Genomic DNA, 23,601 nt, shown 5'->3' with positions numbered 1-23,601 from the left:
CCGGGTGACGGTTCGGGTGACGGTCCGGTCGGCGGCTGTTCAGGAAGAGCCGGAACCGTCCGGTACCTGGCTCGCGCCGTGGCGGAACCCGGCGTTGATGCGCTGTGCTTCCTCAAGCTGGTCCTCAAGGATGACGATGCGGCAGGCGGCCTCGACCGGGGTGCCCCGGTCGACCAGCTCGCGGGCGCGAGCGGCGATCCGGAGCTGGTATCGGGAGTAGCGCCGGTGCCCGCCCTCGGAACGCAGCGGAGTGATGAGCCGGGCCTCGCCGATGGCCCGGAGGAATCCCGGGGTGGTGCCGAGCATCTCGGCGGCCCGGCCCATCGTGTACGCGGGGTAGTCGTCGTCTTCCAGACGATTGCTCAGTGGATTGTCTGCTGTCATGTCACCTCGTTCTGCAACGCGTCGAGGGGCCCTGGTGCCGTACGGCACCAGGGCCCCGAAGGAAATTGAACACCATCTGCCGACGTTACTGTCGCGCCGACCTTCTGTTTCCGCCGCCCGGCCCGGGAGAGGGCAGGGAGTACGGGGATCGCAGTTGCGTGACCGGGGACCACCTTCCATTCCGGGGCCTTGCGGTACCCGGTCCGAACGCTCTCGGGCCGGGCGATCCTGATGGCGTCTGCTCCCTCCGTCCTTCCTCGGGATCAGTGGGTTTGTTCCGTCGGCGGCTCCTGGGCCTGCGAGCCGCCCAGTGCGGCTGTCAGTCCCGTCACCGTCCTGCGAACACTTGGCTTCGGAACTCCACAACCGCCCTGAACTGCGTACTTCTCCTACTTCTACCCGTACTTCTACCCGCCAGTTCGTGTCTGCCGGGCCTTGCGTGATCTCGTCTACAAGAGAAACCTTAGCCACGCACGCGACCAATGTCTACCCTGGCAAACACAGATTTTGAGCGGCATAGGTCCCAAATATCCTGGTGTCATCTCTGCGGGAGGTGAAACGGGAGGTGAGACGGGGGGTGATGGGGGAACGACCACTGGATAGAATCGGCTTCCATGTCGAACCCTGACGAACTGCTCGTCGGCATCTCAGCCCTGGTGGAGTCCGGGCACAGCAATCGGATGTCGCTGACCGTGGTTGCCGGTGGTGCTGTCATCACCGGCCGACTGGCCCCCGAATCCGTATGGCGGGAGCGGGTCTCGGAAGTGCTGAAGGACTCGGACCATCTCGGCCCGTTCTCCGACGTCTTCTTCGCGGACCGGCCGCAGGACCGCGCCGACCGTGACGCGGAGCCCACGCATCTGCACTTCCATCTCGCCCGGATCCTGCAGGGCAACGTCGGAATTCCCGAGACCGGCGGGATGTACCGCGTCGCGATCAAGGACGTCAGCGCCTGGACCGTGGGTGACTTCAGCTACTCCGACCACTGAGCCACCGAACTGCCGACCACCGAACTGCCCACCACCGAGCCGCCGTAGCGGCGGGCGATGAAAACGACAGAACGACAAAGGGCCCTGCCGATGTGCATCGGCAGGGCCCTTCATCGCTGTACTGCTACCGGGCTGTACCGGTACCAGCCGCTGTCCTGCGTGTCAGCCGGCGACGCCCGCGGCCACCGCCGCGTTCGAGCTCGCGTCCACGTCCGCCGTCACGTCCACATCCGCATGTGCCGGCACGTCCGCCGTCACGTCTGCATGTGCCGTCACGTCGGTCGTCACGTCCGCATCCGCCGGGGCGTCCACGGTCGTGGTCGCGTCCGCGGACGTGACGACGTCCTCGGCCGCAGCGGTGGTCGCCGTCGCAGTCGCCGGGGACTCGGGGTCGCCGAGCATCGCCGACGCGTTCTGGAGCGGGGTGAGGGGGCGCGGGGCGGGCGTGGGCTCCGGGGCGCTGCGGCAGGTGAAGCCGAGCCGGGCCATGGCCCGGGTGACCTCTGCGCCGGTGAAGTCGCGGCGGTCCTGCCGGGTGATGACTTCGCCCACCTGCTTGACGGGGTACTGGCGGCGGCCGATGAGCACGGACTCACCCGTGATGGCCTCGGGCTTGATGCCCTTCATCGAGTCCAGCACCCCGTTCTTGGTGAGGTCGAACGGGAACCGGGCGATGACACAGCGCATGATGCCTCACAGTCACAGAGAAGAGACAGGGAAGAGAGGAAAAGCTAAGCGGACCGGACGCGCCGGGGCCAGGGCCTGTCTGACGTGACAGGCCCTGGACAGGGCCTAGGCTGCCGCGTCGACGGCGGACGAGCGCGGCGCCGAGCGGCGTACCGCGTCGCCGGTGGACCGGCTCCGGCTGCCGCGGCCGCGCCGGCCGCGGGACGCCGAGGAGGGTGCGGAGGAGGCGTTGCGCCGGGGGCGTTCCGAGGCGGGCGCGGTGATGGTGACGGGGACACCCGAGGGGGTCTGTGCGCCGGTGATGCGGTTCAGCTCGGCTTCGCCCGAGCGGACCTGGGTGGTCTGCGGGTTGATGCCGGCGGCGACCAGCAGGCGGCTCATCTCGCGGCGCTGGTTGGGGGTCACCAGCGTGACGACGCTGCCGGACTCACCGGCACGGGCCGTGCGGCCGCCCCGGTGCAGGTAGTCCTTGTGGTCGGTGGGCGGGTCGACGTTCACGACCAGGTCGAGGTTGTCGACATGGATTCCGCGTGCCGCGACGTTGGTCGCCACCAGGACCGTCACATGTCCGGACTTGAACCGCGACAGCGTCCGCGTGCGCTGCGGCTGGGACTTGCCGCCGTGCAGGGCCGCGGCCCGTACACCGCTGTTCAGCAGGTGGTCGGTCAGCCGGTCCACCGCGTGCTTGGTGTCCAGGAACATGAGCACGCGGCCTTCGCGGGCCGCGATCTCGGTGGTCGTCCGCTGCTTGTCCGCGCCGTGCACGTGCAGGACGTGGTGCTCCATGGTGGTCACCGCACCCGCGGACGGGTCGACGGAGTGGACCACGGGGTCGGTCAGGTAGCGGCGGACCAGCAGGTCGACGTTACGGTCCAGCGTGGCCGAGAACAGCATCCGCTGGCCGCCGGGGCGTACCTGGTCGAGCAGCTCGGTGACCTGGGGCATGAAGCCCATGTCGGTCATCTGGTCGGCCTCGTCGAGCACGGTGATGTCAACCTGGTCGAGGCGGCAGTCGCGGCGGTCGATGAGGTCCTTGAGCCGGCCGGGCGTCGCGACGACGACCTCCGCGCCGGCCCGCAGCGCACCGGCCTGCTTGCCGATCGACATGCCGCCGACCACGGTGGTCAGCCGCAGCCGCAGGGAGCGGGCGTACGGGGTGAGCGCGTCGGTGACCTGCTGGGCCAGCTCGCGGGTGGGTACGAGGACGAGGGCCAGCGGCTGGCGCGGCTCGGCGCGGCGGCCTGCCGTACGGGCGAGCAGCGCGAGGCCGAAGGCCAGGGTCTTGCCCGAGCCGGTGCGGCCACGGCCGAGTACGTCACGGCCCGCGAGGGAGTTCGGCAGGGTCGCCCCCTGGATCGGGAACGGTACGGTCACGCCCTCATGGGCGAGGGCGGCCAGCAGCTGCTCCGGCATGTCGAGTTCGGCGAACGCCTCGACGGCGGGCAGCGCCGGGGTGACCGTCTTCGGGAGGGCGAACTCGCCCTGGGGGCCGCTCTGCCGGCGTCCGCCGTAGCCTTCGCTGCGGCGCGGGGCGCTGGAGCGGTAGCCGCCCTTTGCGGAGCCCGAGCCGGAGCCCGAGCTCGAGCCCGGATTTCCGGTGCGGGTGCGGGAGTAGCGGTCGTTCGTGCGCGTGCGGTTCACGTGGAACCTTCCTTGACGTGGCGCGTATCAAGGAATTCCCGCGGAAAACAAGCAGCGCAGAGAATTGCAAGAACGAGCCGAAGAAAAAGGGAGCAGATTCGGTTGGAAAACCGAACCGATGGGGAATATTCGCTGGAGGCCTTGCCGGAGCGCGTTGCGCGGCTCCTTGGACGGGGTCGGTCGTTCCGTGCGGGAGACTGCGGAGGATTTTCATCCGGAGCTCGGACGGAGGACCCCGAGGAGGGTGGCGAAGAGCGGGTCGCGATTCCCCTGGAATGCAGCGAGCTGGGGCCCGCACCCCAAGGTGCGGGCCCCAGCTGCGAAGTGCGTGCCGACGTCAGGCGGGAACGATGTTCTCGGCCGTCGGGCCCTTCTGGCCCTGCGCGATGTCGAACGTGACCTTCTGGCCCTCGTTCAGCTCGCGGAAGCCCTGGGCGGCAATGTTCGAGTAGTGGGCGAAGACGTCAGCGCCGCCGCCGTCCTGCTCGATGAAGCCGAAGCCCTTTTCTGCGTTGAACCACTTCACGGTACCGGAAGCCATGTTTATCTCCTTCGGGGCGGTTTCGGAGCGCACACTGTGTGCACACCGTGTCGCCGTGATGATCACCCCGCCGGAAATAACCGGAGCCATAAAGGATCCCCACCCGAATGAACTGGTGGGGACACCTGCAAGATTTCGGGAACCACAACTGCAACTGATGTCGAGACTAGCACGCTGCGATCGGCCCTGCGTGATGACGAAATCCGCCCCGCCTGTCGGGTAAGCAATATTCATCGCGCGTCGAGCCGAATTCTCATCTTGCGGGCACAGATATTGGCGAGCCCGGGGCGCATGGTTTCTGCCTGCTGTCAGGGCTGTACTGGCAGGCTCCAGCAGTTGGAGGTGGCCCGCTCGCCCGACAACCGGTCGGTCAGCCAGTTGACGGCGTCACCCTGGTCGGTCAGCAGCGGGGCGAAGTGGTTGAGCAGTGCGCTGCCGACGCCCGGCAGGACGACGGGCTTGTATGTGACGTTGGCCCCTTTGCGACACCAGTCGACGGCGAGGTCCCGGGACTGGCCGTGGGGGACGAGGTTGTCGCTGACGCCCGTGGCGAGCCGGACGGGACCGGAGGGCTTGAGCCTGCCGATGCGCTGACCGTCCAGGAACGTCCTGAGCTCGGGCGTGGTGGCGATGATGTCGCTGATGGTGCGGCCGTCGGTCGTCCACTTGGTGCTCTTGGTGTAGCCGTAGCCGAAGAGGGCGTCACCGACGCACATGGTGGACAGATCGGTGAGGGCCGCCTTTCCGGCCGCGTTCAGATGTGCCTCCGCGATCGGCTTCAGCTTCGGGTCGGACTGAAGGAAGCCGTTGAGCGACCAGCCCAGCGCCCCGGCCAGCTCGCTGCCGTCGATGGCCTTGGTGACGGAGGCCAGGTCGGCGGGGGGTGCGCCCGCGTAGGTTCCGGAGAGGGTGACGTCGGGTGCGTAGGAGGACTGGAGTTCGGCGGCCGCGGCCGCCGCTCCGCCGCCCTGGCTGTATCCGTACAGCCCGACCGGGGAGCCGGCGGTGACCGAGCTGCCGCCGACCGAGTGGGCCGCGCGCACGGCGTCCAGGACCGCGTGTGCCTCGTCGACCCGGTCGACGTAGGTGTGCAGCCGGTCGGTCGCGCCGAGGCCCGCGTAGTCGGTGACGACCACGGCGGTGCCCTTGGCGAGGAGCCGGTAGATCGCCAGGTCCTCGTAGCCGACGGACACCGTCTCACCGTTGAACGACAGCGGGTGTTCGAGGCCCATGGAGGCGGCGCACTGGTCGCCCTGGCCCAGCGTGCCGGGCGCCACCGCGACCAGGGGCCGTGGCCCGCCGCCCTTCCACCGGGCCGTCGGCTCGATGTACGCCCCGGTGACCGCGACCGGCTTCCCGTTCGAGTCGGTGGACTTGTACATCAGCCGGGTCGCGCTGCCCGGCAGCGGCCCGTCGAGGCTGGGCAGGCTCAGGGCCAGCGGGAGCGGTTCGCTGCGGACGAGCGTGCCGTCGGCGGTGGGCAGGGTGGTGGGCGGGTTGTAGAAGGCGGGGATGGTGACGCCCCGGGAGACGACCTCGTCCGCCGCCGTGGCGGCGGTGGCCGTGAGGACCTGGGTACCGAGGCAGGCGGCGGCGGTGACTGCCGCGGCCAGCAGTTTTCTGCGTGCGGGCATGGCGAACCTCCTGTGGAGCGGGGTGGGGGAGTCGGCCGGCGGAGAGGTGGTTCGCCTGGAACTTACCTATGAGTAAGTTACTCGTGGTAGCAGTAGGAAGGTTACGGTTCGGTAACTTGACGGCCTGTCTAATAACCGGCCTCGTCGCGGCCTTGTGGCGGGCCCGTCGCGGTCATGGCGAGGCTGACCGGGTGCAGCCGGGGTGCTGCCTGGGCGCTGACCGGGTGCAGACCGGGTGCAGACCGGAGGCAGACCTTGGGCTGACAGGAGGAGTGCGTCCGTCGTACCCGAGGCGGACCCGGCGGCCCTTTCCTACTGCGTTCTGAGTAGCGGAATGTGTCGGCAGACGCACGACGACAGGAGGACCCTCCACCGGACAGCCTGGAGGGACATTCGGCACCAGATATGGAGACCTCCTGCCGTGGCTACTTTTCTGTACCGATTGGGCCGTCTGGCCTTCCGGCGTCGCTGGTACGTCGCCCTGATGTGGGCGGCCGTCCTGGCCGTGGTCGGCCTGGGCGCCATGAAGGCCCCGGCAGCCGCGGACGAGGGCTTCTCCATGCCGGGCATCGAGTCCCAGAAGGCGTTCGACCTGATGGAACAGCGCTTCCCCGGCGCGTCGGCCGACGGCGCGACCGCCCGGGTCGTCTTCGTCGCGCCGGGCGGTGAGAAGGTCACCGCCGCCGGCCACAAGAAGGCCGTCCAGCGGGCTGTGACCGAGCTGGCCGACGGCTCGCAGGTCGCGAGCGCCGCCGACCCCTTCAAGGCGAAGGCGGTCAGTGCGGACGGCACCACGGCGTACGCGACCGTCACCTACAAGGTCGCGGTCCCCGACCTCACCGACGCCAGCGTCTCCCAGCTGGACAAGGTGGTCGACGAGGCCCGCGGCTCCGGGCTGACCGTCGAGGCCGGCGGGACCGCGCTGGACGACGGCGGCGGACCGGGCGGAGCGGCCGAGCTGATAGGCGTCGCGCTGGCCGCGGTGGTCCTGCTGATCACCTTCGGGTCGCTCGCCGCGGCCGGGCTGCCGCTGCTGACCGCCCTCATCGGCGTCGGTGTGAGCATGGCCACGATCATGACCCTGGCCAGCACCCTCGGTCTGTCCACGACGACCGGCACCCTGGCGATGATGCTCGGGCTCGCGGTCGGCATCGACTACGCCCTGTTCGTGGTCTCGCGTTACCGCGAGGAGCGGGCCCGGGGGCGTGCGCCGCAGGAGGCGGTCGGGCTCGCGGCCGGTACGGCCGGTTCCGCCGTCGTCTTCGCGGGGCTCACCGTCGTCATCGCCCTCGCCGGGCTCGCGGTGGTCGGCATCCCGATGCTCACCAAGATGGGCCTGGCCGCGGCGGGCGCGGTCACCGTGGGCGTACTCATCGCGCTGACGCTCGTCCCCGCTCTCCTCGGCTTCTGGCCGAACGCCGTACTCACGCGCCGGGCCCGCCGAAGCGGCCGTGCCGAGAAGGCCGGCGGCCGTGACAAGAAGACAGAGGGACGCGCCGGGCAGGAGAGCGGACGCGTCGAGGAGAGCGCCAGGGACAACGGCGGCACCCGCTGGGCGCGGTTCGTGCTGCGCCGTCCCGTGCCCGTGCTGCTCCTCGGAGTGGTGAGCCTCGGAGTGCTCGCGGTGCCGGTGACCGGCCTGCAGCTGGGCATGCCCGGCGACGAGGCGAAGGCGACGTCCACCACCGAACGCCGGGCCTACGACGCGCTGGCCGAGGGCTTCGGGCCGGGCTTCAACGGTCCGCTGACCGTCGTCGTGGACGCCAAGGGCGACTCCGACGCGAAGGGCGCGGTGGATACCGTCTCCAAGGAGATCGGCGCCACGAAGGGGGTCGTGTCCGTCACACCGCCACGGTTCAACGAGGCCGGTGACACAGCGGTCTTCTCGGTCGTGCCCACCACCGCACCGACCGACGAGAAGACCAAGGACCTCGTACAGACCATCCGGGACGAGCGGTCCGGGGTCGAGTCCGAGACCGGCACGACCTTCGAGGTCACCGGCACCACCGCGCTGAACATCGACATCTCCGAAAAGGTCCAGGCGGCGCTGGTCCCGTACCTGGTCGTCGTGGTCGGCCTGGCGATCATCCTGCTGATGGTGGTCTTCCGTTCCCTGCTCGTCCCGCTGAAGGCGGCCCTCGGCTTCCTCCTGTCGGTCCTGGCGTCCCTCGGCGTGGTCGTCCTGGTCTTCCAGCAGGGCCACGGCGCCGGACTCATGGGCGTGGAGCAGACCGGGCCGATCATGAGCCTGATGCCGATCTTCCTGGTGGGCATCGTCTTCGGCCTGGCCATGGACTACGAGGTCTTCCTGGTCTCCCGGATGCGCGAGGCGTACGTCCATGGCGAATCGCCCCACCAGGCGGTCACCAGCGGGTTCCGGCACAGCGCCCGGGTCGTCGTGGCCGCCGCCCTGATCATGATCGCGGTCTTCGCCGGGTTCATCGGTGAGAGCGACTCCATGATCAAGATGATCGGGTTCGGGCTGGCCACCGCCGTCCTCTTCGACGCCTTCGTCGTACGGATGGCGATCGTGCCCGCCGTCCTCGCCCTGCTCGGCCACAAGGCCTGGTGGCTGCCGGGCTGGCTGGACAGGCTGCTGCCCCGCGTCGACGTGGAGGGCGAGGCGCTCAGCCGCCGGCCCGAGGCGGAACCGGCCCCCGCCGACGACACAGCCGACCTGGCAGGGGCGCGTACCTGAGTCACACCTGAGACGACCGACCGCCTTCCCCCGGCAGGGGCCGCCCGTGACGAACGACACGGGCGGCCCCGTCGACCGTTCGCAGCCACCGGCGTCCACGATGTCCACGATGGATGCAGCCCACCCACCGGACCCACCGGAGAACCCCATGTCCAGCAGCCTGGAGCGTTACACGGACCGCTTCGAGCAGTACGCGGACCGCCACACCCGAGCCGTCGACGTGGTGGTGGTCCTGGTGCTGATGGGCTGTGCGGTCCTGGGCGGCAACCTCACCCTGCCCGGCGCCGACCAACCCGACCAGGAGGGGGCCGCCGGCATCCTCATGGGCATCTCCTGCCTCGTCGCCCTGCTCAGGTACCGCAGTCATCCGCGGATCGCCGTCTTCGTGACCACGGTCTGCACCATGGTCGCGGTCATCCTCGGATATCTGCTCACCCCTCTTCTGCTGGCCCCCGTCATGGCCTCGCTCTACTGGCTGGCCACCCTCACCGACCGCAGGACCACCCGTTTCTACGGCCTCTGCGTCATGGTGCCGCTGACGGTCGCGTACGCGATCTCCGACTCCGTGGACAGCCTCTCCCTGCTGATCCGGATCGTCGGTCCCTTCTTCTGGCTGCTGCTGCCGCTCGCCGCCGGCAACATGACCCGGTTGCGACGCGCCTACCTGGCATCGGTGCAGGCCCGTGCCGAACACGCCGAGCGCACCCGCGAGGAGGAGGCGCGGCTGCGGGTCGCCGAGGAGCGCATGCGCATCGCCCGCGAGCTGCACGACGTGGTCGCCCACCATCTGGCCCTGGCCAACGCCCAGGCCGGCACCGCCGCCCACCTCGCGGTCAGCAACCCGGAGCAGTCGCGGAAGATACTCAACGACCTGACCGGGACCACGTCCTCCGCGCTGCGCGAGCTGAAGGCGACGCTGGGGCTGCTGCGCCGGAGCGACGACCCGGCAGGACCGTCCCTCGAACCGTCCCCCGGCCTCGACTGTCTGCCCGACCTGGTCGCGTCGTGCGCGTCCGCGGGGGTCGCCGTCACGGTGACCACGGAGGGCGAACCGCGGGCGCTCTCACCCGGGGTGGACCTGACGGCGTACCGGATCGTGCAGGAGGCGCTCACCAACGTGACCAAGCACGCCGGCGCGGAGACCGCGGAGGTGCGTCTCGCCTACGTCACCTCCCGGCTGCTGATCACGGTCACCGACGACGGACCTGGGGTCTCCGCGTCCGCGGCTGTCCCGGCCGCCCCCACCGCCCCCTCCGCGGTGGGGGCGGCCGGGCAGAGCCGCGGCTTCGGGATCGTGGGCATGTGCGAGCGGGCCCAGTCCATCGGCGGGGAACTCCGGGCCGGCCCCCGCCCGGACGGTGGCTTCGAGGTCACCACCGCGCTGCCGCTCCAGCCGTCGATGACGATGACGGGGGCTGCCGGAACTGCCGGAGCCGCCCTCGGGGCTCTGGGGGCTCTGGGAGCGGCGAGGCCCGCCAACTTCTCCGAAAGCGGAAAGCCATGACCATCAGGGTGCTGCTCGCCGACGACCAGGCCCTGCTGCGGGCCACCTTCCGGATCCTGATCGATTCCTGCGACGACATGACGGTGGTCGGCGAGGCCTCCGACGGCGCGGAGGCGGTGGACCTGACCCGTGCCCACCACCCCGACATCGTCCTCATGGACATCCGTATGCCGGGTGTGGACGGCCTCGCCGGCACGTCCGCCATCTGCGCCGACCCGGAACTGTCCGCCACCCGCGTCCTCATCCTGACCACCTTCGAGACCGAGGACTACGTCGCCCAGGCGCTGCGCGCGGGAGCAAGTGGTTTCCTCGGCAAGGACGTCACCGCCGACACCCTGCTGGACGGCCTGAGAACCGTGGCCTCCGGAGAGGCCCTGCTCTCACCCGGCGCCACCCGCACGCTCATCACCCGCTTCCTCACGTCCCCCGAGCCGGGGGCTCAACTGGCGCCCCCGGAACGCCTGGCCGAGCTGACGGCGCGCGAACGCGAGGTCATGGCCCTGGCGGCGGAGGGCAAGTCCAACACCGAGATCGCCGAGGACCTCACGGTCAGCCCACTGACCGTGCGCACCCACATCCACCGCGCCATGACGAAACTGGGCGCCCGGGACCGCGCCCAACTGGTCGTGATCGCCTACCAGACGGGCTTGGTACAGGCGGGACCGGCCGCGCTGTGACGGGCCGCTCCCGGAGCGGAACGCGCTTCGGGCCCGCCGCGGTCCGGAGCGTACGGACCGCGACGAGGCGGTGAGTTCCGAATACTTCCGAAGAATTCCGAAGAGAGTTCGGAGGAGTTCCGAAGCGCTCAGCTTCCGGTGAGGGAGATGGCCAGGTCCGTGATGTTCAGGGGGAACTGGCCGATGAGCGACGGCTCGCCGGTGAGGACGTTGAGGGCGTAGAGCGACGGGGTGTCGGCGCCGTACGGGGTGAGCGAGGCGAAGGCGGCGTTCGAGGTCGTCTTGCCGTTGGTCAGGTAGCTGTAGATGTCCAGGCCCGCGTCGGTACCGGCGTCGAAGCCGAGGAGCCCGGTCGCGACGAGGTTGCCCGCGTTGGGGGGCGACTGGATGACGACCTGGTCGTTGAACGTGTCGACGTCGAACAGGGTCGTCGCGGTGGACCCGACCAGGTCGTTGTTCGTGTAACCGGCCGCGGTCACGCCCTGGGCCGCCGTGGTGAGCGGCGGGACGTTCAGCATGCTGTCCGTGGCCGTCGTACCGTCGTTCAGGTTGTGCCGCAGGTTCTGGCCGTAGTTGCTGATCACCCGCAGCCGGTCGGCCGCCGGGTTGAAGTCGATGTCGAAGACCGTGCCGTAGAGCGTGACCTGGAGCTGGGAGACCTTGGTGATGACCACGTCGGCGGTGGTCGGCGGGAACGTGATCGTGTAGATGCCGCCCTTGTCGCCGACGCCGTACAGGAGGCCGTTCTGCACGCGGAAGTCGATCCCGACCAGCTTGGTGTCGCCGACGAGTCCCTTGATGGTCTTGACCCAGTTGAGGGTGTCAGGGGCGTCGGTCAGGAACGTGGCCATCGTGGTGCCGGAGCCGGTGATCCCGAACGCTCGCAGACTGGGAGTGGCGTCGGGGGCGGCGGTGCTGGAGCCGGGCGCGCTCACGGTGAGCGCGGTTGCCGCGGCCATGACTGCTACCGCCGCCGCGATTCTCTTCCTGAAGCTTGCCTTCATCATTGGTTCCCTCCCGTTTGCAAGAATTCCAGTTCCTGGCGAGCGCAGCGAAACAGGGCGTCTGGACGCCCGTCGCACGACGATGAGATGCGTTGTCCGGCGCTTCGGGGAATCCGCGGGTCATCTGCAGGTCATCCGTGGGGCATTCGCTGGTCATCTGCGGGTTCGAAGCGATTCCGGGTGTGATGCGCGGTTTCCATTAAGCCCAGGCCGCAGCGGCCCCACAAGCGGATCGAGCCACAAGAACGTCCAGATCAAGGAACTTTGCGTACTGTGACAAACCAGCCGTCCACACATCCTTCACCGGTTCACCCGGAGTGATAATTACCCGTCCGGTTTTCATCTGCCGGCACGCTTGCTCCCGGTGACATGCTCATGCTCATGGGGAGCCTCTTCGCCGAGCTGGCCCGGCAGGCGTCGGCCAACGCACGCCGCGAGGTCGAGACGTACGTACGCGAAATCCCGGAACTCGGGTCGTTGGACGTGAACTCCAGGGCCAGGGCCGAGACGCTGGAGTACTCGGTGTGGTTCAGGCACCGCACGGTCGAACTGGCCCCGGGCAACGGCATGTTGACCGACGACGATCTCGGCTACATCGCGTCGATGGGCGAGTCGCGGGCCGGGTCGGGAATGTCGCTGGATTCGCGGCAACGCGTCCTGCGCGTGCACACCGAACTCATGCTGCGCGAGATCCACGAGGCGACCGAGGCCCAGCGCGGCGGCGATGTCGAGGAACTCATGCGGATCATGAGCTGGTTCGCCCCGCAGGGCGAGCGCGGCATCGGCGCCTACCGCCGGGGCTTCGTGGCGGCGATGCGCAGCCGTCTCCCGTACGTCGACCAAGTCGACCTGCTGGCAAGGTCGTTGCTGGTAGAGGACCCCATAGCTGCGGAGTTCGCTCTGGTCACGGGCATGGAACTGGCCGAGCACTACATGGTGACGGTGATCCGGGTGCCCGAATGCCCCGTCGGCGACCGTGACCTGGAGAGCGGCATCGAGACGCTGGTGAAGACCCACCAGGTGCCGGTCACCTGGCGCCCGGAGCGCGGAGGCAGGGGCGGTGAACTGATCGCCCTGGTTCCCTGCGGCGCCGAGACCGTGCGACCGCCCGTCGTCCCCGACCTCTTACAGGACTTCGCCCGGGCCCTCGGCCACCTCTGTGCCGTCGGCACCGCCGACGCACCGCGGTCCGAGCTCGCCGGCGCCCTCGACCGGGCCCGGCGGATCAGCAGGGCGGCTCCGTTGCGGCGTACGTCCGCGCGCCTTCGGCCGCACACCATCGCGGACGTCTTCGTCGAACTCGCCGTCGCGGACGTGCCGTTCGTCGACGACTGGCTCCGGACGGTGGCCCGGCGCCTCGAACCCGGCCCGGACCTCCTCCGCACCCTCGACGCGTACTACCGCCACGACATGAACCGCGGCCTCGCGGCGGAGGCCCTCAACGTCCACCCGCGCACCCTGGACTACCGGCTCCGCCGGGTACGGGAGCTCACGGACATCGACCCCGGCTCGACGCAGGGCGTACGGATCCTCAGCTCGGTCGTCACACGGGGTCTGTCGGGAGCCTGGCGCTGAGGCGCTGAGGAGGTGAAGCGGTGCTGGAGGGTCAGCGCGTGACATCGAAGGCGCCGGCGCGGGGCACGAACTTCGTGTCGCCGTCCTTGGCCGTCGCCAGCGCCGAGATGTGCCAGGCACCCTTGTCCAGCTCGTCCGCGTCCTTCTGCGTGACCTTGAGTGCGTAGGTGCAGCGGGACTTCTCGTCCGAGACGCTCCGGCACTTGGCGCTCTCCACGTGCCGCATCTCCGCCGCGCCCGGGTCGAGCTTCGAACTCGCGGGCCAGGCAAGCACCTTGAGCCCGCGGATGCCCGAGTCGTCGCTGACGTCCGTGGTGAAGGTCAGCGAACCCGCCCTGGCACCGGTCGGGCCGACGTAGCGGGTCGAACTGTCCTTCACGGTCGTCTTCGAGTCCGGCGAGGAGGTCGACGCCATGGCGAACCCGCCGACGGCGACCACGCCGATGACACCGACACCGATGAGCGACGACACGAGAATGCGCTTGGACATGGAATATCTCCCTGAATTGTTCTACCGGAATGGAGCTGAGAAGTTCTGCGGTTGTTCGGTGGATTCGACTTCTTCGACTTCCTCGATGTGTTCGAGATTAGGGTCCGGGCCGGTGTCCGGTCGTCGCGCTGCCGGATGACTGCTGTCTCGAACCAGAGGTAGAGACGGGATCCACCCTCAGCCGGGTCCGGGCCGCTCACCTGCGCCATAGCCTTGAGCCGTCATGAAACCTTCCCTGAACCGAACCGACGACCGGCTGCTCCCGGCCCTCCTGCTCTGCGCCCAGGCCGTGGTGTGGCCCGGTGGGGCGCTCGTGCGCGGGTCCGCCCCGGCCGCGTCCGACCTTCTCGTGGCGATCCTGGTGGCCGGACCTGTGACGGCCGCGCTCGCCCTGCGCCGTACCCGCCCGGTGGCCGCCCTCGTCCTGGTCGCGGCCGCCTGCGCGCTGGGCGCGGGGCCGCTGCCCACCGGGGCGATGGCGGTACTGGGGACCGCCGGTGTCGCGCTGGCCCTGTTCACCGTGGCGACCGAACGCGACACCTTCACCGCTGTGCTGTGCGTCGGAGCGCTCGCCGTCTGGCAGCTGCTGCAGGGCCTCACCCTGCACGGGATCGGCGACCGCAACGGCCTCGACCTCGTCCTGACCGCCCTCCTGTACGCCGTCACGTGCGGCGCCGGCCTCCTCGTACGGCGGACCAGTCGCGCCCGGGAGACGGCCGAGCACCTGCTGAGGCGTGCCGAGACCGAACGCCATCGGCTGCCGGCGGTCGAGCGACGCCGTATGGAGCGGGAGCTGCACGACGTCAGCGCGCACCATCTGACGGCCGTGGTGGTCACGGCGGGTGCGGCCCTCGGACTGCGGGAGCGCCGTCCCGAACTGGCCGCGGACGCACTGCGGTTCGCGGTCGAGACCGGCCACGAGGTCACGCGGGCGCTCGGCGCGGTGCGGGCGCCGGCGCCCTCGCGGGAGGGAACGCCCTCGCCGGAGGAGCGGCTGCTGGAACTGGTGGCCGGGTTCCGCCGCCTCGACCAGCCGGTGGACTGCGAGATCGGTCCGCTGCCGGACGGCGCCGTCGCGGACGCCGCCTACGGCATCGTGCGCGAGGCGCTGACCAACGTGGCCAGGTACGCACCCGGTGCGCACACGAGAGTGCTGTGCCGGTACGGCGACACCAGCACGGACGTCGTGGTCACGAGCGCGCCGCCGCTGTCCGGTGCGACGGCGCACGCTGCGGGCCTGGGCGGCGGACGAGGCCAGGGTTTCCTGCGGTCCCGGGCCCGGGAGGCCGGCGGCACCCTGACCAGCGGACCGACGGCGGAGGGCGGCTGGGAGGTGCGCGCGGTCCTGCCCGGCCGGACCGCCGCCCCGGCACAGCGGCCCGCTCCGCGGAGTTACCGTGTGGCGCAACTGGTGGCCGCGGCCGGCCTGGTCCTGCAACCGCTGCTCCCCGTGCTGGTCATCCGGGCGGAGACCGCGTCGGGCGGGGGGCAGGGGGCGTCGGCGGGCATGCTCTTCGCGTTGCTGGCCACGGGGCAGGTGGTCGCGCTGTGGTGGCTGCGCCGAGCGCCTCGGGCCGCACTGGGTGCCTTGCTGGGACTTGCTCTGCTCTGGCCGGTGGCGATGGTTGTGGGTGAGTACACCGGGCCTGTTCTGCTGCCGCCTGCGCTGAGCATGCTCGCCACGTGTGCGGCGCTCGCCGCGGAGGCGTATCGCCTGGCTGCGGATCCTCTGCCGAGGGCTTCGCGGGGCGCGTGGGTCTTCGGCCGCGGGTCCGTGGGGGCTGGGCGCGCGGTTCCCCGCGCCCTTGTGGGGCGCTCGGTCGTGGCCTTGGCCGTGCATGGCGGGGCCGTTGTCTTTGCCGTGCTGGAGCGGGGGACGGTGGTTCCCGGCTGGGTGGTGGTTGTGGGGGCGACGGGCGGGATGGGCCTGGCGGTCGGCGCGGCCCTGTGGGGCGGGGCTCTGCGCGGGCGGCAAGTGGGGGGCGAGCGGGGCTCGCGGGACGAGCGTCTCGCCGCCTGGACGGGGGAAGCCGTTCGGGACGCGTGGGCCGAGCGTCGCCGGATGGCCGCCGGGCTGGAGACCACCGTGCTGGCGCGCACCGCAGACATGGTCGCCCAGGCGGAGGCGGGCCGGCTCGACGGGACCGCCGAACGCGCCCGCGAGGCCCTGGCCGCGATGCGCGCCCTGCTCGACACGGTCCGGGACGGTGAGGAGGGGCCCGAGCTGCGGCCGCAGCCCACCCTCCAGGCTCTCGACCTGCTCGCCCACCAGTGCCGGGCCACCGGTCGCGACGTCGAGATCCGGGTGACCGACCGCGTGCCGGAGCGGCTGCCCACCGCCGTGGACCTGGCCGCCTACCACGCCGCCGAGACGGTGCTGGCGGCCGGCGGTGAGGAGCCCGCGGTGCTCGTCCTCGATGTGGACGGAGATACGTTGACCCTCACGGCCACCGGGGTTCCCCGCGCCGCCCGGCCCGCCGTACGGGAGCTGCTGGCGGCGCGCGCCGCCGCGCTCGGCGGCACCCTGGACACCGGTCGGCCGGGCACCATCGGCCTCCGGCTGCCACTCGCACCGATTCCGCAGTGGGAAGACGACTAGCAGAACGACGAGCAGAACGACGAGCAGAACAACGAGAAGAGGGAACGGGAGCTATGAGCCTCAAGGTGCTGGTCGTCGACGATCAGGGCATCGTGCGGGCGGGGTTCGCCGCAGTGATCGACGCCGAGGAGGACATGACGGTCGTCGGCGAGGCCGCCGACGGCGCCGCCGCGGTACGTCTCGCCGCAGAACTGGCCCCCGACGTGGTCGTCATGGACGTCCGGATGCCCGTGCTCGACGGTATCGCCGCCACCCGGATCATCACGGGACGGGAGAACGCGCCCCGGGTCCTGGTGCTCACCACCTTCGACCTCGACTCGTACATCTTCGACGCGCTGCGTGCCGGAGCCTCCGGCTTCCTGCTGAAGGACGTGCACGCCGCCGAACTGCTGCAGGGCATCCGGGTGGTCGCCGACGGGGAGAGCGTGCTGGCCCCGTCGGCGACCCGTCGGCTCATCGGCCACTACGCGTCGGGAGCGGGCGCCGGCATACGGGCGGGGGGCGGTCCGAGCGAGCTGGACAGCCTCACCGGCAGCCAACGGGGCGTCCTCGCCCTGGTCGCGTCCGGACTCAACAACGCGGAGATCGCCGACGAACTCGGCGTCACCGTCGGCACCGTCAAGTCCCATGTGAACGCGCTGCTGCGCAAACTCGGCCTGCGAGACCGCGTACAGGCGACGATCCTCGCGTACGACCTCGGCCTCGCCCGCCCCAACCCGCCCAGCACCGACCTGAGGAGTACAGCCCTGTGACCGGTAAGAGCCTTGGCCGAGCCGTCCTGCGACTGCTGCGTCACGCGCTCGGCGACATCTTCGCCCGTATATACCTGCTGGCCTGTGCCGTCCTGCTCGTATGGGCCCTCGTGGAAACCACGCGCGAGAGTTCGGACGCGTCGATGGCGGGTGTCATCCCGCTGCTCGCCACCGCTCCGGCCAGTTTCGTGCCGCTGATGTTGCTGCCGACGGGCATCGGCATGTTCGTCGCCACCGTCGTGATCGGGGCGCTGGCCAACGCCCTGGTCATCGGCTGGTGCGCCCGTGCGCTGCGCCGCGGCAGGAGTCAGCGCCCGGTGTCCTGAATCCCGCGGGAATCGCCTCACAGGCCTGGACCAACACCGCACTGTCCCGCATGATGACGCTGCCATGACAACGCAGTCGCAGTCGTTCTCTGGGATGGTGACCGTGCGCGGATCCTTCGGCAGGGCGACTCTGGTCGCCGTCCTCCTCCTGGCGCCCCTGGCGCCTGTCCCTGCGGCCGTGGCTGCGACTGAGGCGCCGGCCGCGTCGGAACCCGCCGTCCGCGAGGTCGCCCCGGCCGCGGCGGCCTGGACGCCGCCGCTCAGTACGCGCGGCCGTTGGATCGTCGACGCGAACGGCGACCGGTTCAAGCTGCGGTCCGGCAACTGGCATGGTGCCAGCGGTACTTGGAACGGCAGCGGAAGCGTGGACGACGACGCCGGCCACCACGCGGGCGAGAACTCCGGCCGGATGCCCCTCGGCCTGGACCGGGCCCCCATGGCCGAGATCATCGCCGGTTTCCAGGAGATCGGCATCAACAGCATCCGGCTGCCCTTCTCCAACGAGATGGTCCACGACAGCCGTCCCGTCACCGACGACGCCGTCGCCGCCAATCCCGTCCTGCGCGGCAGGACCCCGCTCCAGGTCTACGACGCGGTGGTACGCGAACTCACCGCCGCCGGGCTCGCGGTCATCCTCAACAACCACACCAACACGACCCGTTGGTGCTGCGGAGTCGACGGCAACGAACGCTGGAACGCGAGCCAGTCCGTCCAGACCTGGGAGGCCGACTGGGTTTTCATGGCCCGCCGTTACAAGGACAACCAGCGAGTCGTCGGCGCCGACCTCTACAACGAGGTGCGCCGCAACGTCTGGGACGACCCCAACTGGGGCCTCGGCGACGACCACGACTGGTTCGCCGCCTCCCAGCGTGTGGGCGACCGCATCCTGACCGAGGCCGACCCCGACCTTCTCGTCATCGTCGAGGGCATCAACTGGACCGGCATCCCCGTCGACGGTCTCGCCCACGGGCGTCCCACCCTGGAGCCCGTACGCAACCTCTCGCACACGCTCGTCGACTCCGGCAAGCTCGTGTACTCCGCCCACTTCTACGACTACACCGGCCCGAACCACAGCGGCGCCACGGGTACGGGCGAGACCACCGACCCCCGCTACCGCGACTTCAGCCCCGCCGAACTCATCGACGTACTGAACCGCCAGGCCTTTTTCGTCACCGCCGAACAGGACCGGCACTTCACCGCTCCGGTCTGGATCAGCGAGTTCGGGGCCGGCGGCCGGGAGGAGACGGGGGTCAAGCAGCGTGCCTGGTTCGAGAACTTCGTCGACCAACTCGTCCGTACCGACGCCGACTTCGCGTACTGGCCGCTCGTCGGCTGGCACGAGAACCGCCGCGGCAACGGCTGGGCCCTGCTGCACTGGGACGCGGCGGGCCACCGCATGGGTGTGTACGACGGCGACGACTGGCGGTCCGCCGCCTGGACCCGGCTCATCGGGGCCCCCGGCCGAACCGGCCCTGTCGCCCGCGTGACGGAGTGGTCGATGCTCAGCCCCGACCACGGCGACTTCGTCGCCTCACGCCGTATGCGCGCGCTCCCCGACTGGGACTCCGGCGCCCGCAAGGCCGCCTGTCCTGACGGACAGCGCCTCCTCGGCCTCAGCCACACGGGCAACCGGGGCCTGTGCTCCGACGTGACCACCGGGCCGCTGCGGGATCCGGCCGGCGGACATGAGGTCGTCAGGGACGAGCGGTACGTCGGGCCGGGCGGCGACTGGGCGTCCGGATACACCAAACTCCAGTGTCCCGACGGCCAGTTCCTCACCGGGTACAGCGTCCGGGGTGCCGCCGTCTCGGCCGCCCTGTGTGCGGCCTCCCCGGCCGGCGCGATCACCGGCACGAGTGGTCGTACGGTCTGGTTCGACCGGGGTGACAACAGGGGGTCGGCGCCCAAGGGTGGCGACTTCGGGCAGGGCCACTACAAGGGGCAGTGCGCGGATGACGAGTACGCGGCCGGGATCGCGTACACCGGCCGCGTCGGGTCGTCACGGACTCCGGACGCGTTGTACTGCCGGAAACTCAGATCTGCCTGACCTGCGGCCCTGACCTTGATGTCACATACGAGGGCCGCCGTCCGTCCTATGTCGTCCGCGCGGACTCGCCCGTGCGCGAGGTGTCCGACCTGGCCGGGCACTCCGTCTCGCTCGGCGCGACCGGGTCGGGCGCGGCCGTGCTCGGCGAACGGATCCTGCACGCCGCGGGCCTCTCCACCGGCGCCGACGTCCCCGTACTCCACCTTCCGTCGGCGGACGCGGCCGACGTGATGAGGGCGTGTCCAACCTGCTGGTGTGCCGTCCCGGTCTGCCCCGCGGCGTCGCCGAGGCGCTGACCCGCCTCCTGGTTCTGCGGGCAACGGCCCTGGTCCCCGACAACGCCGTCGGCATCCAGTTCCTCGATGTCGGCAGCCTGATCGGGACGGGCGGCATCGATCTGCATCCGGGGGCGGCGGAGGCGTACCGCGCGATGCACGGCTGAGACACATCCGGGCATCAGGACGACGTCCAGCTCGAACGCGGGGCCAGGTGGCGGCCGGGCAGCGAGCTCCCACGCACAGGCTCTGGGGGAAGCGTTGCCGACGGGTCCGTTCAGCTGAAGGGGACGGCGTCCGCCGGGGCGGTGTGCCAGTTGGTGACGATCGGGTCGTCGACCGTGATGGTGTCGACCGGCAGGGACTCCGGGTTGGGATCGTCGTCGCCGACGCCGACGATGATGAAGTCCAGTTCCTTGCCACCGTCTCCGTTGCTGCTCTTCGGGTTCACCCCGGCGTAGGCGGTGGTGCTCCCGCTCAGTTTGATCTGCTGGCCGACGGACTGCTCCGCGGGGCCGGCCTCGGTGCCGTCGGATCCGAACGCCACGGTCGGCAGCGCGGCGGGCAGGTAGCAGGTGATTCCCGACTTCGCCTTCGCCATGATCAGGATGTAACCGCCGGCCTGGCTCTCGGACTTGGTGCTCCAGGAGATGTCGTTGGCGCCGCAGCTCTGCTTGACGGGAACCCGCTTGCCGTCGCCGGTGTCGGCGCCGGAGCCGGCCCCGTCCTCGGTTCCCTCGCCCTTCGCGTCGGAGCCCTTGTCGCTGCCCTTGTCGCTGCCCGCGGTCGACGAGCCGGACGGGGCGGCCGTGTTGCCGGCCGGAGTGGCGGACGAATCCTGCCCGGCGCCGGTGTCCGTGGCCTTGTCCGTGTCCGTGTCCTGGCACGCCGTCATCAGCATGGCGCCACCCACGAGAGCTACAGAGACGAGGAAGGCCTTGCGACGGTTGCCGGACATGAAATCCCCTTGATGATCTGTTTGGTGATCTGTGGTTGAGGCCGAAGCGATCTCGGCTTCTCGTTGCTTGCTTGATCACTATGAGGGGGCTGCGAGCCGAAACGATCCCGCGTCTTCGTTCCAGGACAACGCTGTCACCAGCCGGTTACATGATGACCAAGAGGGTGCCCCAGGTCCGCCCGTCCGCCGTCATGTGGAACAAGGACGGCAAGGTGACGGCCCTGCCCAACGGCCAGAGGACCACGGCCATCAACAGCAAGGGCCTGATCCTCGGCACCAACAAGAGGCTGGTCGCCAGCCTGTGGCAGCTGTCCGCCGCCGCGGGGGCCGCCCCGAGCGACGGCGTGGTGACCACGCTCGGCGACGACGGGACGCCGGTGGGCTCGAAGGCCCTCCCGGGCGCGACCTTCCCGCGCTGTTCCGGCAGCCGGCCGACAGTAGTGCCGTACCGCCTGAAGGGCGTCCGGGTCGTGGTCACACACGGCCCGGGGCGCCCTTCGCCGTGGTGGCGGGCGCCGCTGTTGCACGTGCCTACTCCTCAAGGCAGTTGACAACTCGTCATGGCACCTGCAAGGATTTGTTTGCATATAGAGGAGGGGCATGGAGCTTTCCGAAGTGACGGGTGATCGGCTGGTGCAGATCCTGGCCACGCTCGCCAACCCGCACCGGATGCGCATCCTGGCTGCCCTGGCGGGCGGTCAGGACTACGTCAGCCGGCTGGCACGCGAACTGGGGATCAGTCGTGCGCTGCTCCAGGTCCACTTGCGCAAGCTGGAAGCAGCAGGGCTGGTCACCTCACAGCTCGTGCTGTCCGAAGACGGCAAGGCCATGAAGTATTACGACATCGAGCCGTTCTCGCTGCACCTCACACCTGAGGCCCTCGCGGCGGCTGCGCTCTCTCTCACCGCTGACCGACGTCAAGGAGACCATCAATGAACCCCGTGCAACTGGCCGCCGACAGTAGTGACGGCATGATCTGGTCCTTCGGGTCCATGGGATTCATCCTCGCGTGTGCACTGCTGGTGATCTGGCCGACGATCGCGGTATGGCGGGCCAAGACCTCCATGTCCAGGGAGAGCGACTACAAGAGCATCGCGGAGAAGGCGGTGCTGACCCAGCAGGACATGGAGCGCGAGCTGGTCGAGGTGCGGCTCCAGCTCAACGACATGGGCGACCGGGTGAAATCCGTCGAGCGGGTACTCAAGGACGTCGAGTGACCCGGTGCCACCCCGCTCCCCGTCGGTAGGAGCTGGTGTCGTCGGCAGGGGCTGGTGTCGCCGCGACAGGCACACATCGCCTGCCCCGGCACCAGACCCGCAGCCCCGTACCTCCACCCCCGCTGGAAGGACAACTGCCATGCTCCGGAACGTCGTTATGACCCAGACACCGATGGCCGCCCTGGCGGTGGCCGCCGGTCCGGCGGCCGGGCGGCGCTCGTGCTGCTGGCGAACGACGAGTCGGTGGCGCTGACGCCGGCCCGGGCCGGCTCCGGGCGGGTGCTGGCCGGAGCGCTCCACGGCAGGCGTGGAGCGCGGCCGTGGTCGCTGGCCTGGGGACGGCTGAGTGCCGGCGAGTTCAGCGTCTGCGCCGAGTTCGTCGGCGAGGTCGAGGGCGGTCACCCGCGTACAGTTCTGGCCACTCGCCTCGGCTCCGACTTCTGCCTCGCCGAGACGGCGGGAGACTACCGCGGGGTCACCGTCACGACCGCGGAAAGCCGGCTGTACAGCGAGCTGTGGCCGGTGCCCCGGGCGTCTCGCGCGGTCTGAGCGTCTCTGTCCGAACCCCAGAGATCACATTGGCATCGTCCTGTCATTGCAGGAGACTGAGAGCCTGAGCGGCTGACAGTTCCACGCCAGGACGGCAGGATTCTGACTGACGGGGGAGTCCTGGATGCCCAATGGCATGGCGAGACCGTCGTTCGCCGTCATCTCCGGCGCTCAGGTGCATGACGCACTGCGCGGCCAGGAGAAGAAGATCGTCGAACTGGTCGAGGAGACGTACCGGCTGCACGGAGCCGGGCAGACCGTCAATCCGCCGTCCTACTTCCTGCGTTTCCAGGACCGCCCCACCTCACGGATCATCGCCCTGCCGGGTTCCCTCGGCGGCCGGATGCGGCTGGACGGCATGAAGTGGATCTCCAGCTTCCCCGGGAACGTGGCGGAGGGCCTGATCCGCTCCTGCGACCTGGTGGTGTTCGCCACCGTCGCGGGCGCCCCGCACATCACGGGCCCGGCGTGGTTCGCCCACAACCCCCTGGTGCTGCATGTGTCGCTGCGCGACCTGTCGCCGGAGATCATCCTGTCCGCCACGAACGTCGTCGACGACGTCGAGCACTGTCTGAAGGCGGACGCCTCACCCCACCTCGCCGAACACCGAGCCCGCCCGGCGCGCTGCTCGTGCTGGCCCGGCCCGACGTCCCCGCCTTCAGCGCGCGTACGGCGTCGCTGCTGCTCGACCTGCCGCTGGAGGCGGCGCAGGACCTGGTGGAACTGCTGGTCGGCGACCACCTGTTGCAGCCCGTCGACGGAGACAACCGCGGCTTCCGCATGCACCGGCTGGTCCGGGCCTTCGGCCTGGAACAGGCGGCGCGGTGCGAGCCGGGCCACGAACAGCACGCGGCGCTCGACCGGACCGGCCGACCGCAGCCGCGGCTGATCCGCGGGCGCGGAGAAGTGGCTTGAACCCGCGCGTCCCAGGCCCGCGTGTCCCCGACCCGCGCGTCCCCGGGTGAGGAGAGGCGGTGGGAGCGGCGGGACCTCCACCGGAAGCCGGACCTCCGTCCCTCCGTCGGGCCGCCGCCGGAAGCCGGGCTGCCGCCCA

General features: G+C 70.1%; 23 protein-coding genes and 1 pseudogene. 16 read left to right on the top strand and 8 right to left on the bottom strand.

The genetic code is table 11. From position 1 onward, the window contains the following. Positions 1–39: 39 nt before the first annotated feature. Positions 40–384: a MerR family transcriptional regulator gene (locus AB0D14_RS09300; RefSeq protein WP_362776375.1), complete on the bottom strand. Its 345-nt coding sequence runs from the start codon at positions 382–384 to the stop codon at positions 40–42. Positions 385–998: 614 nt separating this feature from the next. On the opposite strand from AB0D14_RS09300, the gene AB0D14_RS09295 reads away from it, so the two are divergent. After that, entirely contained in the window at positions 999–1,373 is a 375-nt protein-coding gene (locus tag AB0D14_RS09295) for a hypothetical protein (protein ID WP_362776373.1), read from the top strand. A gap of 387 nt (positions 1,374–1,760) precedes the next feature. Here AB0D14_RS09295 and AB0D14_RS09290 read toward each other — a convergent pair. The 4 genes and pseudogenes from AB0D14_RS09290 to AB0D14_RS09275 all read right to left on the bottom strand — a co-directional run. After that, positions 1,761–2,060: pseudogene (locus tag AB0D14_RS09290) on the bottom strand (SCO5918 family protein); the annotation flags it as partial. Between the two features lie 105 nt (positions 2,061–2,165). Then, a complete protein-coding gene (locus AB0D14_RS09285; protein ID WP_362776371.1) occupies positions 2,166–3,701 on the bottom strand; it encodes a DEAD/DEAH box helicase in 1,536 nt (511 codons plus the stop codon). Positions 3,702–4,038: 337 nt separating this feature from the next. Then, positions 4,039–4,242 (bottom strand): cold-shock protein, encoded by a 204-nt coding sequence (locus tag AB0D14_RS09280; protein WP_107017975.1) that lies wholly within the window; start codon positions 4,240–4,242, stop codon positions 4,039–4,041. A 308-nt stretch (positions 4,243–4,550) separates the two neighbouring features. Then, positions 4,551–5,876, bottom strand: coding sequence for a lipase family protein (locus AB0D14_RS09275; RefSeq protein WP_362776370.1), 1,326 nt, complete (start codon positions 5,874–5,876; stop codon positions 4,551–4,553). A 421-nt stretch (positions 5,877–6,297) separates the two neighbouring features. Here AB0D14_RS09275 and AB0D14_RS09270 point away from each other — a divergent pair, with 421 nt between their 5' ends. The 3 genes from AB0D14_RS09270 to AB0D14_RS09260 all read left to right on the top strand — a co-directional run bounded on the left by AB0D14_RS09270 (position 6,298) and on the right by AB0D14_RS09260 (position 10,755). Further along, complete coding sequence (locus AB0D14_RS09270; RefSeq protein WP_362776368.1) at positions 6,298–8,574, top strand: MMPL family transporter; 2,277 nt, start codon at positions 6,298–6,300, stop codon at positions 8,572–8,574. Positions 8,575–8,722: 148 nt separating this feature from the next. Further along, a complete protein-coding gene (locus AB0D14_RS09265; RefSeq protein WP_362776602.1) occupies positions 8,723–10,078 on the top strand; it encodes a sensor histidine kinase in 1,356 nt (451 codons plus the stop codon). Next, positions 10,075–10,755 (top strand): response regulator transcription factor, encoded by a 681-nt coding sequence (locus tag AB0D14_RS09260; protein WP_362776366.1) that lies wholly within the window; start codon positions 10,075–10,077, stop codon positions 10,753–10,755. Before AB0D14_RS09265 ends, AB0D14_RS09260 begins: the two co-directional genes overlap by 4 nt. A gap of 128 nt (positions 10,756–10,883) precedes the next feature. Here AB0D14_RS09260 and AB0D14_RS09255 read toward each other — a convergent pair whose 3' ends face one another. Continuing rightward, entirely contained in the window at positions 10,884–11,714 is an 831-nt protein-coding gene (locus tag AB0D14_RS09255; RefSeq protein WP_362776365.1) for a DUF4394 domain-containing protein, read from the bottom strand. A gap of 426 nt (positions 11,715–12,140) precedes the next feature. Here AB0D14_RS09255 and AB0D14_RS09250 point away from each other — a divergent pair, with 426 nt between their 5' ends. After that, positions 12,141–13,334: a helix-turn-helix domain-containing protein gene (locus AB0D14_RS09250; RefSeq protein ID WP_362776364.1), complete on the top strand. Its 1,194-nt coding sequence runs from the start codon at positions 12,141–12,143 to the stop codon at positions 13,332–13,334. Between the two features lie 31 nt (positions 13,335–13,365). On the opposite strand, the gene AB0D14_RS09245 is transcribed toward AB0D14_RS09250, so the two are convergent. Continuing rightward, a complete protein-coding gene (locus AB0D14_RS09245; protein ID WP_362776363.1) occupies positions 13,366–13,824 on the bottom strand; it encodes a DUF5707 domain-containing protein in 459 nt (152 codons plus the stop codon). 223 nt (positions 13,825–14,047) lie between these two features. Here AB0D14_RS09245 and AB0D14_RS09240 point away from each other — a divergent pair, with 223 nt between their 5' ends. The 6 genes from AB0D14_RS09240 to AB0D14_RS09215 all read left to right on the top strand — a co-directional run bounded on the left by AB0D14_RS09240 (position 14,048) and on the right by AB0D14_RS09215 (position 19,990). Then, positions 14,048–16,423, top strand: a complete 2,376-nt coding sequence (locus AB0D14_RS09240) for a histidine kinase (protein ID WP_362776361.1) — start codon at positions 14,048–14,050, stop codon at positions 16,421–16,423. Positions 16,424–16,476: 53 nt separating this feature from the next. Next, on the top strand, positions 16,477–17,175 hold the full coding sequence (locus AB0D14_RS09235; RefSeq protein WP_362776359.1) for a response regulator transcription factor: 699 nt from the start codon (positions 16,477–16,479) through the stop codon (positions 17,173–17,175). After that, on the top strand, positions 17,172–17,501 hold the full coding sequence (locus tag AB0D14_RS09230) for a hypothetical protein (RefSeq protein WP_362776357.1): 330 nt from the start codon (positions 17,172–17,174) through the stop codon (positions 17,499–17,501). Before AB0D14_RS09235 ends, AB0D14_RS09230 begins: the two co-directional genes overlap by 4 nt. A 94-nt stretch (positions 17,502–17,595) precedes the next feature. Beyond that, positions 17,596–19,548 (top strand): cellulase family glycosylhydrolase, encoded by a 1,953-nt coding sequence (locus AB0D14_RS09225; protein ID WP_362776600.1) that lies wholly within the window; start codon positions 17,596–17,598, stop codon positions 19,546–19,548. Positions 19,549–19,619: 71 nt separating this feature from the next. Then, a complete protein-coding gene (locus tag AB0D14_RS09220) occupies positions 19,620–19,844 on the top strand; it encodes a hypothetical protein (protein WP_362776355.1) in 225 nt (74 codons plus the stop codon). Beyond that, on the top strand, positions 19,787–19,990 hold the full coding sequence (locus tag AB0D14_RS09215; protein ID WP_362776354.1) for a hypothetical protein: 204 nt from the start codon (positions 19,787–19,789) through the stop codon (positions 19,988–19,990). The genes AB0D14_RS09220 and AB0D14_RS09215 overlap by 58 nt, the downstream gene beginning before the upstream one ends. Positions 19,991–20,100: 110 nt before the next feature. On the opposite strand, the gene AB0D14_RS09210 is transcribed toward AB0D14_RS09215, so the two are convergent. Then, positions 20,101–20,781: a DUF4232 domain-containing protein gene (locus tag AB0D14_RS09210; RefSeq protein ID WP_362776352.1), complete on the bottom strand. Its 681-nt coding sequence runs from the start codon at positions 20,779–20,781 to the stop codon at positions 20,101–20,103. Positions 20,782–20,930: 149 nt separating this feature from the next. On the opposite strand from AB0D14_RS09210, the gene AB0D14_RS09205 reads away from it, so the two are divergent. From AB0D14_RS09205 to AB0D14_RS09185, 5 genes are all read left to right on the top strand, one after another. Continuing rightward, the gene (locus AB0D14_RS09205) at positions 20,931–21,332 is read left to right on the top strand and encodes a hypothetical protein (protein ID WP_362776350.1); all 402 of its coding nucleotides are present in this window, start codon (positions 20,931–20,933) and stop codon (positions 21,330–21,332) included. Positions 21,333–21,381: 49 nt separating this feature from the next. Beyond that, complete coding sequence (locus AB0D14_RS09200; RefSeq protein ID WP_362776349.1) at positions 21,382–21,717, top strand: helix-turn-helix domain-containing protein; 336 nt, start codon at positions 21,382–21,384, stop codon at positions 21,715–21,717. Beyond that, on the top strand, positions 21,714–21,998 hold the full coding sequence (locus AB0D14_RS09195; RefSeq protein WP_362776347.1) for a hypothetical protein: 285 nt from the start codon (positions 21,714–21,716) through the stop codon (positions 21,996–21,998). The genes AB0D14_RS09200 and AB0D14_RS09195 overlap by 4 nt, the downstream gene beginning before the upstream one ends. Before the next feature lie 219 nt (positions 21,999–22,217). After that, positions 22,218–22,547, top strand: a complete 330-nt coding sequence (locus AB0D14_RS09190) for a hypothetical protein (protein WP_362776346.1) — start codon at positions 22,218–22,220, stop codon at positions 22,545–22,547. A 124-nt stretch (positions 22,548–22,671) separates the two neighbouring features. Beyond that, positions 22,672–23,436 carry a hypothetical protein gene (locus AB0D14_RS09185; protein WP_362776344.1) on the top strand — a complete coding sequence of 255 codons (765 nt, stop codon included), beginning with the start codon at positions 22,672–22,674 and terminating at the stop codon, positions 23,434–23,436. Positions 23,437–23,601: the final 165 nt, after the last annotated feature.

Source organism: Streptomyces sp. NPDC048484 (assembly GCF_040651415.1).
GTDB lineage: Bacteria > Actinomycetota > Actinomycetes > Streptomycetales > Streptomycetaceae > Streptomyces.
Note: the sequence above shows the minus strand (reverse complement) of the source record. Positions and strands in the feature narration are given on the sequence as shown.